Source organism: Agreia sp. PsM10 (assembly GCF_030433855.1).
Lineage (GTDB): Bacteria > Actinomycetota > Actinomycetes > Actinomycetales > Microbacteriaceae > Agreia.
Genome location: NZ_JARUXC010000019.1, coordinates 37,126 through 49,391, shown reverse-complemented (window position 1 = coordinate 49,391; position 12,266 = coordinate 37,126). Strand labels below are relative to the sequence as shown.

General features: G+C 67.7%; 12 protein-coding genes. 6 read left to right on the top strand and 6 right to left on the bottom strand.

Annotated elements, in window-relative coordinates; translation table 11 throughout:
- Positions 1–11: 11 nt before the first annotated feature.
- Positions 12–629: a hypothetical protein gene (locus QCD70_RS17685; RefSeq protein ID WP_301218727.1), complete on the bottom strand. Its 618-nt coding sequence runs from the start codon at positions 627–629 to the stop codon at positions 12–14.
- 125 nt (positions 630–754) lie between these two features.
- On the opposite strand from QCD70_RS17685, the gene QCD70_RS17680 reads away from it, so the two are divergent.
- Both QCD70_RS17680 and QCD70_RS17675 read left to right on the top strand, forming a co-directional pair.
- Entirely contained in the window at positions 755–2,200 is a 1,446-nt protein-coding gene (locus QCD70_RS17680) for a glycosyltransferase (RefSeq protein WP_301218725.1), read from the top strand.
- Positions 2,197–2,559, top strand: coding sequence for a hypothetical protein (locus QCD70_RS17675; RefSeq protein WP_301218723.1), 363 nt, complete (start codon positions 2,197–2,199; stop codon positions 2,557–2,559). The genes QCD70_RS17680 and QCD70_RS17675 overlap by 4 nt, the downstream gene beginning before the upstream one ends.
- Before the next feature lie 19 nt (positions 2,560–2,578).
- On the opposite strand, the gene QCD70_RS17670 is transcribed toward QCD70_RS17675, so the two are convergent.
- From QCD70_RS17670 to QCD70_RS17660, 3 genes are read right to left on the bottom strand one after another with little or no spacing between them, the layout of a single operon-like run.
- The gene (locus QCD70_RS17670; protein WP_441004955.1) at positions 2,579–3,541 is read right to left on the bottom strand and encodes a response regulator transcription factor; all 963 of its coding nucleotides are present in this window, start codon (positions 3,539–3,541) and stop codon (positions 2,579–2,581) included.
- Between the two features lie 37 nt (positions 3,542–3,578).
- A complete protein-coding gene (locus tag QCD70_RS17665) occupies positions 3,579–4,637 on the bottom strand; it encodes a glycoside hydrolase family 6 protein (protein ID WP_301218721.1) in 1,059 nt (352 codons plus the stop codon).
- Entirely contained in the window at positions 4,634–5,329 is a 696-nt protein-coding gene (locus tag QCD70_RS17660) for a TrmH family RNA methyltransferase (protein ID WP_301218719.1), read from the bottom strand. The genes QCD70_RS17665 and QCD70_RS17660 overlap by 4 nt, the downstream gene beginning before the upstream one ends.
- A 108-nt stretch (positions 5,330–5,437) precedes the next feature.
- On the opposite strand from QCD70_RS17660, the gene QCD70_RS17655 reads away from it, so the two are divergent.
- From QCD70_RS17655 to QCD70_RS17640, 4 genes are all read left to right on the top strand, one after another.
- Positions 5,438–6,691 (top strand): Nramp family divalent metal transporter, encoded by a 1,254-nt coding sequence (locus tag QCD70_RS17655; RefSeq protein WP_301218717.1) that lies wholly within the window; start codon positions 5,438–5,440, stop codon positions 6,689–6,691.
- A gap of 18 nt (positions 6,692–6,709) precedes the next feature.
- Positions 6,710–7,420: a metal-dependent transcriptional regulator gene (locus QCD70_RS17650; RefSeq protein ID WP_301218714.1), complete on the top strand. Its 711-nt coding sequence runs from the start codon at positions 6,710–6,712 to the stop codon at positions 7,418–7,420.
- 56 nt (positions 7,421–7,476) lie between these two features.
- Positions 7,477–8,277 (top strand): HAD-IIA family hydrolase, encoded by an 801-nt coding sequence (locus QCD70_RS17645; protein ID WP_301218712.1) that lies wholly within the window; start codon positions 7,477–7,479, stop codon positions 8,275–8,277.
- 189 nt (positions 8,278–8,466) lie between these two features.
- Positions 8,467–9,423, top strand: a complete 957-nt coding sequence (locus QCD70_RS17640) for a type IV toxin-antitoxin system AbiEi family antitoxin domain-containing protein (protein ID WP_301218710.1) — start codon at positions 8,467–8,469, stop codon at positions 9,421–9,423.
- Positions 9,424–9,496: 73 nt separating this feature from the next.
- Here the strand turns inward: QCD70_RS17640 and QCD70_RS17635 are convergent, their stop codons facing one another.
- Both QCD70_RS17635 and QCD70_RS17630 read right to left on the bottom strand, forming a co-directional pair.
- A complete protein-coding gene (locus tag QCD70_RS17635; RefSeq protein WP_301218708.1) occupies positions 9,497–10,300 on the bottom strand; it encodes a DUF1206 domain-containing protein in 804 nt (267 codons plus the stop codon).
- A 48-nt stretch (positions 10,301–10,348) separates the two neighbouring features.
- On the bottom strand, positions 10,349–12,217 hold the full coding sequence (locus QCD70_RS17630) for a DUF2207 domain-containing protein (protein WP_301218706.1): 1,869 nt from the start codon (positions 12,215–12,217) through the stop codon (positions 10,349–10,351).
- Positions 12,218–12,266 lie beyond the last annotated feature (49 nt).

Genomic DNA, 12,266 nt, shown 5'->3' with positions numbered 1-12,266 from the left:
GCCAGTGCGGTCTACTCCGCGATGGCGATCGTGACCTGGTCGCTGGCCGTCTGCTTGGCGTAGGTGCCCGACGTCGGCGTGGTCTGGATGAGCAGCTCGTAGGTGAACGACAGGGTCACGCTGGTGGCGGCCGGGTCGATCGCGGGCAGGATGAAGGTCTGGCTGTAGCTGTAGGGCGACTTGATGTCGTAGCCCGGCGCGACGGAGGCCTGGTCGCTCAGCGGAGCCGGAGCATCGAGGGAGCCCTTCGGCCCGGCCACGGCGACGACGAGGCTGACCCGCGAGAGGTAGACCCCCTGGCCCTGATCGGTTCCGAGGGCCGCGATCAGCGAGAAGCTGATGGGCTTGTTCGCCTCGGCGGTCCACTGGTCCATGCTCAGGGTCGACCAGTAGTTGGCGGTGAGGGCCGCGTCGCCGGCCTGCAGCTGGTGCTGCGCGGAGCCGGTGGCGAGCTCGTTCACGACCGAGGTGATCGTGGCCTTGGGGGTGGGAGTCGACGATTTCGTCGACGTGGCGGCGGATGTCTCGCCGGCGGCCCACGGGGCGGTGCCGCATCCGCTCAGGGTCACGACCAGGGCCGTGCCGAGGGCAGCAGCTGCGGCCGCGTTCTTCCAGCTTCTGCGAATCATGCGTCACTCCCCCATACCGTCGCTTCTCACCCCTCGCATGGGGTGCGCGAATCTTGAGCATATCTTGTGGAGACCTTGTCATTCGCTTGCCGAAAGCCTGATTTCACTGCGGCACTGTTGTATTCATGACCGAGACGAACCGCTACGTGAAGCCCCAGCCGGCTGTCGACCCCGCACTCGCCGCCTACGCCACCGAGTTCATCGACATCGTCGATGCCCTGCCGAGCTACCGCCCCATGGTCGGCTGCATCGTTCCCGCATACAACGAGGCCGACTCCATCGCCGAGGTCCTCGAGTCGCTGCTGGCGCAGACCCGCCTCCCCGACGTCATCCACGTGGTCGTCAACAACTCCACCGACAAGACGGTCGAGATCGCCAGCGCCTACGCCGGCCCCCACAGCCGCACCGACAACGGCGTCACCCAGGAGACCGAGGTCTTCATCCACGACATCGGCGAGAACCCCGACAAGAAGGTCGGCGCGCTCAACTACGGCTACTCGCTGGTCGAGGGCTGCGACTACCTGCTGGGCGTCGACGGTGACACCACGGCCGACGTCAACGCCGTCGAGTCGCTCGAGGCCGAGATCGCCTCGGACACCCGCATCGGCGGCATCTCGGCGATCTACTCGATCGACGAGGCGCCCATCAAGGGCACCATGGCCAAGTTCCTCATCTCGGGCCAGCGCGCCCAGTTCGCCGCCTTCAACATGCAGAACATGCTCCGCGGCCGCAACATGGCCGTTCTCGGCGGCCAGTTCTCGATCTTCTCGATCAAGGCGCTGCGCGAGGTCATGGCCGACAGCCACCAGGCCACCCCGTGGGTGAAGGACAGCGAGGTCGAGGACTCCCTGCTCTCGCTGCAGATCAAGAGCGCCGGCTACCTCACCAAGATCTCGGCCCGCGCCCGCGCCAACGTCGGCGGCATGACCACGCTGCGCGGCCTCGATGCCCAGCAGGTCAAGTGGAACTTCGGCGCCATCGAGCTCATGTGGCCCGGGCAGCGCGGCGACACGAAGGGCCAGCCCTTCCACCCCAACCTGCGCCTGCGCTGGCTCGAGAACATCTCGATGGTCGCCAACATCGTGACCCGCGGCCTGTTCTTCCTGCTGCTCATCGCGTCGCTCTCGATCGGCGCCTTCGTGTTCAGCCCGGTCTGGCTCATCCCGCCGGTCGTCGCCATCGCCCTGAACTGGCGCACCGCGGCCTCGATGAAGAACCGCAGCTGGCGGGACACGTTCTTCGCCATGGCGGTGTTCCCCGCCGAGCTCTACATGTGGGTGCGCATCGGACACTTCGTTCGTGCGTGGTCGAAGTTCGCCAGCAACAAGCAGGTCGACAACTGGGCAGAGCAGGCCAAGGCCGAGCGCGGCTCGGGCAACGCCTACCTCACCCCGCTGCTCGTCGCAGCCGGCATCATCGTCGCGATGGTCGTCATCTGGATGCAGCTTCCCATCATGCTGCAGTCCACGATCCTCTGGATCGGCTGGCCCGTGCTCGGTGTCATCACGGTTCTTCAGACGCTCACCATGTTCGCCAAGCTCGTCAAGCGCCAGCACGGATACAAGGTATGAGCCGACTTCTCGACGAGGACGCCCTCCGCGACCTGCTCACTTCGGTGGGGCGGGACGAGGGGGCGCGTTCCCGTTTCGCCCGCGATTTCGTCAGCCTCTGGGAGACCCGTGTCCGGAGGCTGACGAACGCCCTCGACCGCCGGGATGCCGAGGAGACGCACGTCGTGCTCCTCAGCATCCGGTCGTCGTCGAGGATGATCGGTGCACAGGTCATCGAGGCCACAGCCTCGCTGATGCACAGCTCGCTCGAGCGTCAGGACTTCGAGGGCTGCACGCGACACCTCTCGCGGCTCGACCAGGTCGGACTCGAGACCTGCGTCGAACTCGACGTGCGGTTCGGACTCACCTCGAACGCGTGAGCGCGGAGCCGGCGGGTCTTTACTCGTCGGGTGCAGCGAGCCGGTAGCCGACGCCGCGCACGGTCTCGAGCCATCGGGGAGTCGTGAGGCTGTCGCCGAGCTTCTTGCGCAGATTGCCCATGTGCACCTCGACGGCGCGTTTGTCGGCCTCGGTCACGTAGTAGGCGGTGACGTAGCTCTCGCCGCGCAGGAGCAGGGCCAGGTCGGCCTTCGTGCGCACTCGACGCTTCGATTCGACGACGGCGACCAGCAGATCGAATTCCGTGCGGGTGAGATCGAGGTCTTTGCCCTCGAGCGACGCGAGGCGCATCTCACGGTTGAGACGGAGCCCGTTGTGCTCGATCCACCCCTCGCCGCCGTCCTCCGACGTCTCGCGGGCGGCCGGCTGTGCGGCATCCGGAGCGCCCGGCGCGGCATGAGCGCCCGTTCTGGTGCTCGGCTCCGCGGCCGAACGCGCCGCCGGCGCCTGCGCGACGGGAGCCGCCGCAACGGGTGCCGCAGCGACGACGGGAACCTCGGCGACCGGCGCCACGACCGCGGCAGGCGCCGCCTGAGCGACGGCTGCAACCGGCTCGTCGGCCGACGCCATACGCGGGCGACGCAGCATAGCGTCGATGCGGGCGCGCAGCTCGCGAGGACGGAAAGGTTTGGTGAGGTAGTCGTCGGCACCGGCCTCGAGCCCCTGCAGGGTGTCGATCTCCTCGTCTCGGGCCGTGAGCATCACGATGTAGGTCTGACTGAAGGTGCGCAGGCGCTTGGCCACCTCGAAGCCGTCCATGCCGGGCATGCTCACGTCGAGGGTCGTGACGATGGGCTCGTAGGCCCGCACCGCCTGAATTCCGTCGTGGCCGTTGCTGGTGGCTATGACGTCGAAGCCGGCCTGGGTGAGAACGCTCTCGAGCAGGTGCCGGATGTCTGCGTCATCTTCGATGATGACGGCCATCCGTCTGTCTTGCGCCTCATAGCCCACAGTGATCCCCAATCCTGAACGGTACGCTGCACACTATCAAAGGGCGCGACTACCAGCCGGCATTGGCGGCCAGCTCCAGCGCGCTTTCGGGCCACCAGGTTCCGGCGTCGGGTCCGCCGTTGCAGGTGCCGTCGCTCTCGCCCGGGGGCTTCACCCACAGTTCGGCGTCGAGGTGACCCGCGTCGGTGACCACGGTCGGGGCGACACCGAGCGCTCTGCCCGAAGGATTGCACCACTCGCCGTTGGACCCCTTGCCGTTGCGGCCCGTGTCTATCACGTAGTGCGAGTCGCCGGTGAGCGATGACAGCTTCTCGCCGTATGCGCGCTCCTTGACCGTGGAGTTGTAGTTCGAGACGTTCGTGGCGAAGCCTCGCGTCTCGGCGATGCCCGCGCGATTCAACAGGTCTGCCATCTGCGTCGCCGGAAGCCAGGTCGAGTGCCCTCCGTCGAGGTAGACGACGGCCTGCGTCGACGAGAAGGTGTCGACGGAGCCCTTGATCTGATCGACGCGCTCGTCGACGTTGCCGCACTGGGTCGCGAGGGCCAGCGCGTCGGGCTCGAGGATGACGATGGCCGAGCGGTCGGCGAAGGCCCCCGCGATCTCGGCGACCCAGAGGGGATATTCGGCCGCCGTGAGGCCACCGGACGAGAGGTTGCCGCAGTCGCGGTTCGGCACGCCGTAGACCACGAAGACGGGCGTCTCATCGGATGCGGCGGCCGCGTCGAGAGTCGCGGTCACCGTGGCGGCGACGGTCGCGGTCGGATACCTCTCGGGGACCAGCCAGATCGCCGCCGGGGTGGCCGCGAGCTTGTCGAGCACCTCGGTCTGAGCAGACGGAGCCACCGTGGAGTCCGAACCGCCCTGATCGGCCGCGGCGGATGCGGCGGCCGCCTTCGCGGCGAGCGACTCGGGATCGACGTAGAAGGTCTGGCCCTGCAGCGGATTGTCGATGGGCGCTCCCGGGTCGCTCTCGGATCCGGAGGTGGACTCGGAGGCGGGTACGGGAGTGGAGACGATGCCGGTGAAGACCACGCCCAGGGCCACGATGGGCAGCGTGAGGGCCACGATGGCGATCGCTACCCCGATTCGCGAGCCTTTAGACGTCACGTCGTCAGTGTATCCGGCGTCGGCTGTGTATCCGGCGTCGCCTGTCCGAAGGAGACGTGCTGCAGAATCCACGCGTGCATCGCGACCGCGGCCGCAGCCGAGGCGTTGATCGAGCGGGTCGAGCCGAACTGGCTGATCTCGACGATCGCGTGCGCGGCCTCGAGGGCTTCCGGCGACAGGCCCGGGCCCTCCTGACCGAACAGCAGCACGCACGAGGAGGGAAGAGCGAACGTCTCGATGATGACGCTGCCCGGCACGTTGTCGATGGCGATGACCGGCAGTCCCGCATCCGCTGCCCACGCGACGAAAGTCTCGACGTCGGGATGATGCAGCACGTGCTGGTAGCGATCGGTCACCATGGCGCCGCGCTTGTTCCACCTGCGCCGGCCGATGATGTGCACCGTGTCGGCGCCGAAGGCATTGGCGCTGCGCACGATCGATCCGATGTTGAGATCGTGCTGCCAGTTCTCGATGGCCACGTGAAAGGGATGCCGCGCGAGGTCGAGGTCGGCGACGATCGCGTCCATGCGCCAGTAGCGATAGCGATCGATCACGTTGCGCGAGTCGCCGGCCGCAAGCAGCTCGGGGTCGTAGACCTCGTCGTCGGGCAGATCGCCCTGCCAGGGTCCGACGCCGTTGGTGGTGAGTTCGACGGACGGATTCGGCGACGCGGGAACCGGCTCATCGGGCATCCCCTCAGGCTACCGTCCCCTTCCGTTCCCTGAGCCCGTCGAAGGGCGTCTCGGCAGACTCGACGAACGGATTTTTAGGCGCGCCTAAAAATTCGCTACAGTAGCGGCATGCTCCACACCCCCACACCGGTGACGACGCCGGCAGCGCCCCGCGGTTCGCACCTCGTATGGCTGCTCGGGCCCGCCCTCGTGGCCGGGGTGGCCTACCTCGACCCGGGCAACGTGGCCAGCAACATGACGGCGGGCGCCGCGTTCGGGTTCCTGCTCGTGTGGATCGTCGTGCTCGGCAACGTCATGGCGTGGCTCATCCAATACCTCTCCGCCAAGCTCGGCATCGTGACCGGCAAGAGCCTGCCCGAGCTGCTCGGCGAACGCATCGGCTCGACCTGGGGTCGGAGGCTCTTCTGGGTGCAGGCCGAGCTCGTGGCCATGGCCACCGACCTCGCAGAGATCATCGGAGGGGCGATCGCCCTCTCGCTGCTGTTCGACCTGCCGCTTCTTCTCGGCGGCGCGATCACCGGCACCGTCTCCATGCTCGTGCTCATCCTGCAGGGGTCGGGGCGGCAGAAGACGTTCGAACGCGTCATCATCTCGCTGCTCGTGATCATCGCCGTGGGCTTCGCGGCCGGCGTCGTGATCAATCCGCCAGACGCGGCATCGGTCGTCGGCGGACTCGTGCCCCGCTTCGAGGGCCCCTCGTCGGTGCTGCTCGCGGCATCCATTCTGGGCGCCACCATCATGCCGCACGCCATCTACGCGCACTCCGCCCTCACCCGCGACCGTTTCGCCGTGCGCAGCCACGACCACAGCACGAGGCGACTCCTCACGGCCACCCGCTGGGACGTCTCGATCGCCCTCGCCATCGCGGGGACCGTGAACCTCGCCATCCTGCTCCTCGCCGCGACCTCGCTGCAGGGAGTGGCGGGAACCGACACGCTCGAGGGCGCGCACGCGGCGATCGGCCAGGCCATGGGCGGCGTGGTCGCGACGCTGTTCGCGGTCGGACTGCTCGCATCCGGTCTCGCCTCGACCTCGGTCGGCGCCTACGCGGGGGCCGAGATCATGCACGGGCTGCTCCGCGTGCGCATCCCCATCGTGTGGCGTCGACTGGTCACGCTCATCCCCGCGCTCGTGATTCTCGGCGTCGGGCTCGACCCCACCTGGTCGCTCGTCGTCAGCCAGGTCGTGCTCTCGTTCGGCATCCCGTTCGCACTGATCCCCCTGGTCTGGCTCACGTCACGCCGGCAACTGCTCGGCGAATTCACCAACCGCTGGCACACCACGGTCGCCGGAATCATCGCCTCGGTGCTGCTGGTCACTCTCAACGTGACGCTGCTCGTGCTCATCTTCACCGGAGCCTGACTCTAGGCTGGAGCGATCATGAGCATCCCCGAGCCGGCCCGACGAACCCAGCCGAACGCCGACTCGGCCGCCGAGGACTATCTCAAGACGATCTACCACCACACCGAGTGGCAGTCCGACCCCGTCACCCCCTCCGTACTCGCCTCGACCATGGGCGTCGCTCCATCGTCGGTCACCGAGATGGCGAAGAAGCTCAGCGCGGCCGGCCTCGTCAACTACGAGCCCTACAAGCCGCTGACCCTCACGGCCGAGGGCATCGCCCGGGCCCGGGGCGTCATCCGGCGCCACCGGCTCATCGAGACCTGGCTGGTCGACGAGATGGGCTACGACTGGCACGAGGTGCACGACGAGGCCGAGGTGCTCGAGCACTCCATCTCCGAACGACTGCTCGACGCGATCGATGCACGCCTCGGACATCCGAGGAGCGACCCGCACGGAGACCCCATCCCGTCGGCGGACGGCACGGTCCATTCGTCGCCGGCGTTGCTGCTCTCGCAGGCCGGCGTCGGAACCACGGGCACGGTCGTGCGCATCAGCGATCGCGATCCGTCCCTGCTCCTCTCGCTCGCCGCCGGGGGAATCCGCCCGTCGACCACGGTCACGGTCGTGTCGCAGGAGGCGGAGGGCGTCGTCGTCGTACGGGCCGGCTCGGCGACCGACGCGACCGGCGCGCTCGTGCCCGTGACGGCATCCGGCACCTCGTCGATCTGGATCTCATCTGCGATCTGAGCGCGCAAGGTCGACGCGGCTAGGCTGAGCAGGGCAGGCGACGAAAGGACTCTCCCATGGCTCGACGCGATGAGATCGAATGCTGGCTCACCGACATGGACGGCGTCCTCGTTCATGAGAACCGCGCGCTTCCGGGCGCGGCCGAGCTTCTGCAGCAGTGGCGCGACGAGGGCAAGCCCTACCTCGTGCTCACCAACAACTCCATCTACACGCCGCGCGACCTCAGCGCCCGGCTCCGCGCATCCGGTCTCGAGGTTCCCGAAGAGGCGATCTGGACCTCGGCCCTCGCCACCGCCAGCTTTCTCAAGTCGCAGATGCCCGGCGGCAGCGCCTTCGTGATCGGCGAGGCCGGCATCACCACCGCGCTGCACGAGGCCGGGTTCATCATGACCGACACCGACCCCGACTACGTGGTCGTCGGCGAGACGCGCAACTACTCGTTCGAGGCGATCACCCGCGCCATCCGATTGATCTCGGCCGGTGCGCGGTTCATCGTCACGAACCCGGATGCGACGGGGCCGAGCGCCGAGGGCCCGATGCCGGCCACCGGGGCGGTCGCCGCCCTGATCACGAAGGCCACGGGCATGGAGCCCTATGTGGTGGGCAAGCCCAACCCCATGATGTTCCGTTCGGCGCTCAACCGCATCGGCGCCCACTCGGAGAACACGGGCATGATCGGCGACCGCATGGACACCGACGTGGTCGCCGGCATCGAGGCGGGCCTGCACACGATCCTGGTGCTCACCGGCATCAGCGACCAGGCCGAGATCGAGAAGTACCCGTTCCGCCCCGACGAGATCCTGTCGGGTGTGAAAGACCTTCTCCGCGAAGAACCTTTCGAGTCCGACGAGATCTAGTCGTACCCGCTGCGCCCGCAGAAGTACCCGCTGCGGACTGTTGTCCCCGGTGCGCCGGTACCTTCAGTCCGCGGCGGTACCTGCTGCAAACGGTGCAGTCCAGTCCTGCCCGCGGGGCGCGCGTCGCGAGTACTCCCCAGATTCTCTGAGTCGACAAGGGAGGCCTCGTCCGCACGGCAGCCTCTTCGCATGAACGAACACCTCAGGAACGCACGTACCGGGCTCATCCTCACCTCCAGTCCCTTCATCACCCCCAGCGAAGCCCGCCAGGTGCGACGGGACCACCGGTCGGGCACGTCGACGCGGTTACATCGGGGCGTCTACGCCGAGACCGAGCGGGTGACATCGCTGAACCCACGCGCCAGGCACATCGCCCAGATTCACGCCATCGTCGAGACTCGGCGCACCCGGCCGATCATCGGCCACCTCTCGGCTGCGGTCTTCTGGGGTATGCCCATCCGCCCCTCGATGCCCTCGACAGTTCATGTTGTCGTATCGCCGAGTTCAGGCGCGCATTCGAAGAACGGAGTGACGGTGCACAAAGAGCTTCTTTCCGACGACGATGTCGTCCAGGCTGGCGGGCTGCTCGTGACCAGCCCCCTGCGCACCCTCATCGACCTCGCGCGAGTCAGTCCCTTCATCACCGCGGTCACCGCCCTCGACTTCGCGCTGCACGAGAGACGGTCGACGCTGTTCCGGCCGCTCGTGAAGTCGGCTGTGCTCGAGAGCGTCGATTCGCTCGGCGCCGTGCGCGGCTTCAGTCGGGCTCGTCGAGCCGTGGAGTTCAGCAGACCAGGCGCCGACAACCCGGGCGAGACGCACAGCCGCGTGGTCATCGCAGAGCTCGGATTTCCTTCACCGGAGCTGCAGGTGCGCCATGTCAACCCGCGAGGCGGCTACTACTACACCGACTTCGAGTGGCCCGAGTTCCGGCGCATCGGAGAGTTCGACGGAAAGGGCAAGTATCTCAAGCCCGAGTACCTCGATCGCATGTCGCCCGGCGATGCGGTCGTCGAGGAGAAGATCCGCGAAGACCACCTTCGAGCGCAAGGAGATGGAGTCAGCCGCTGGGTGCCGGCCGACGTCAACAACAAGCGTGAACTACGCCGCATCCTGCTCGAGGCGGGACTCCCCTGCACTCGCTGAGCAGTAGCACCCACTGCGGACTGTAGCACCCGGTGCGCCGATACCTTCAGTCCGCGGTGGTACCTGCTGCCGGCTAGAGCTTCGCCCAGCGGGCGCGGGCCGCGCAGAAGAGGCCGTAGGCGATCAGGCCGATTCCGACCGCGACCAGGATGACCTTCCCGAAGGGTAGGTCGATGAGCGCCTTGAGGGCGCCGTCGAGGCCGGATGCCTTCTCCGGGTCGGCGGTCACGGCGGCCACCACGAACAGCACGCCCACGACGAACAGGGCGATGCCCTTCGCCACGTAGCCGCCGATCCCCAGTCCACGCACGACCTTGCCGGTGGTGCCCGCGGGAATGACCAGGTGCTTCTCGAACTTCTTCAACACTCCCTGCACCACGAAGGCCACGCCGATGCCCGCGACCACGAGTCCCACGATCACCAGCAGGATCACGCCTCCGGGGCTCGCGAGCAGCTTCGCGCTGAGGCTCTGGCTCGAGTCCGACGAACTCGACGACCCCCCGAGCGCGAACGTCAGGGCGGTGGCACCGACGGCGCCGTAGGCGATTCCCTTGCCGAGCTCGGAGACGCGTCGGCCCCACTTCTTCTTCGGGTCGGGCTCCTGAAGCAGGAACACCTGCGCGATCTGCCAGAGGGTCAGGGCGAAGAGTCCGATGGCGACGACCCAGATCACGACGATGCCCCCTGGCTTCGATGCGAGCTCGCTCAGGGCGCCAGACTGGTCGGCCGACTCCCCCGATCCGCCGACGAGGCCGATGGCGATGGCGCCGATCAGGATGTGCAGCAGCCCGAGCACGGCGAAGCCGGTGCGGGCCAGGATCTCGAGCGCCCGACTGTTCGTGGCGGTGCGGGCGGCGCTCTTCGCAGAATTGGTCATTGTTCGAGGCTACCGAGAGCACGCCCTGCGCGCGGAGGGCTGGACAGGCTAGACGCCGCCCACTCCACCTCCGCCACCGCCGCCTCCCGAGAATCCACCGCCGCCGGATCCCCCGCTCGATGACGACGATGTGCTGGCGGCGCTGCCCGAGTAGCTTGCGGCAGACGCGGCCGCGAACGATCCGACGCTGGCCGCGAAGTATCCGGCGTTGAAACCCGCGGTTCCGCCGTACCACCCGGGCTGCGTCTGCTGGTTCTCGTAGTACGTTCCGAGCACCTTCGCCCACTCGTCTTCGACGCCCCACAGCACGGCGTAGGGCAGGAGCCTCTCGTAGATCTTCACGATCTGGCCTCCGTCAGGGGAGCTGACCTGGGTCTTCAGCGCCCCCTCGGGGCTCTGGAGCATGCGGAATCTCTCTTCCTCCGCCACCGTCAGGTAGAGCTCGATGCCCTTGAGGTAGTCACGCAGCTCGGCACCGGAGGCGGTGAGGGGCGTGCGAGCCAGGATCACCCACGACAGCCCGACGCACAGAATGCCGATCGCAATGGGAATGAACGGCAGCGCCCCTCCCCGATCCTGCGAGTTCAGCATGGCGCCGAAGACGATCGTGGCAATGCCGGCCGCGAAGGCGACCACCGAGAGCAGCAGGCTCCGACCCGCCGTTCCCTTCTTGTAGTAGCCGTCGGCGATGGCCTTCGTTTGCACGGACTTGAGGAACGTCTGCACGCCCTTCGCGAGTGCCGTGTCGGTCTTGCTGAGTTCGCGCCTGCCGTCGGTCGAATCGTCGAAGATCAGCCGGTAGAACTCGAGCTCCTGTGCCGTCAGGCCGTCGCTGTGCACCGCATGAAGCCAGTACTCCGGCTTCTTCGAGAACAGCTTCTCGCTCGGCTTCTCGACGATCTGCAGGTTGCCCCGCACAGCCAGTGCGACGAATCCGGATGCCGCGGCGCGGCTCGTGCGCTTCAGGATCACGGCCGAGGTGAAGACGTCGGCCTGCGGCGGCGTGTACTCGGCGATGATGGTCGGCCGGCCGCGCGCATCCCGGAGACCCGTGGTGCGCCAGACGATCGCGAGCACGGCCGCGGCCAGGGCGACCAGCGCCGAGCCGAGCTGCGCCCATCCCTGCCAGGCGCCGAGGTACGAGTCGTCGCGCGGCACGAAGGTGTTCGAGGCGAACCCCACGGCGACGGTCACGTTCTCGTGCGCACCGAGGGGCACCCCGCCCGCGGTGATGACGGTCTCGCCGTCGCCCGACTCGCTCGTGACCGGGCAGGAAGTGTTCGACGCGTAGGGCCCGGCGTAGCAGCTCGCCTCTCCGGTCAGCGAGCCGTCGAGCGAATCCGGCACGTGCACCCTGGCCGTCGCGGACCCGAAGCTCTGCACCGAGTCGAAGCCCACCGTGTCCCAGTAGAACTCGTCGACGTCGGTGTCGTCGGCATGCCTCGTGACGTTGTGCTGCGTGTACGTGAACGAGTAGGTCTGCGCTCCGTGCACGAAGTCGTCGGCGCGCACGGTGACCACGAGGAAGTCTCCGTCGTCGTTCGTCTCCGCCTCGAAACCGCGCGGCTCCCCGTTCTGGTCGACCACGCTCTCGACGCGCACATCGGTCGGATGCCCGTCGTACTCCGTCGGAATGGCCCGTCGGATTCCGCGATTCTGATCGGCCTCGGGGAATTCGGCGACGAACGTCTCGACGGTGGTGAGCGTCGAGCGGCCGTCGGCATCGGTGCCGAGGTAGAAGTCGGCGTCGTACGACGAGAACGAGAAGTCGTCGACGCCCGCCGTGACACCGGATGCGACGGGTGCGGAATCGAGTGCCGTCGCGGTCGTGGGGGCGGCCGCCACCAGCCCGGTGACCCCCAGACCGGCGACGACGAGGGCGGTCGAGAGACGTGCGGTCACGGGGATGGGGCGCATGGTGCTCACTCTACGGAAAGGGCGGCGGGAACGACGAAGGGCCGAGACG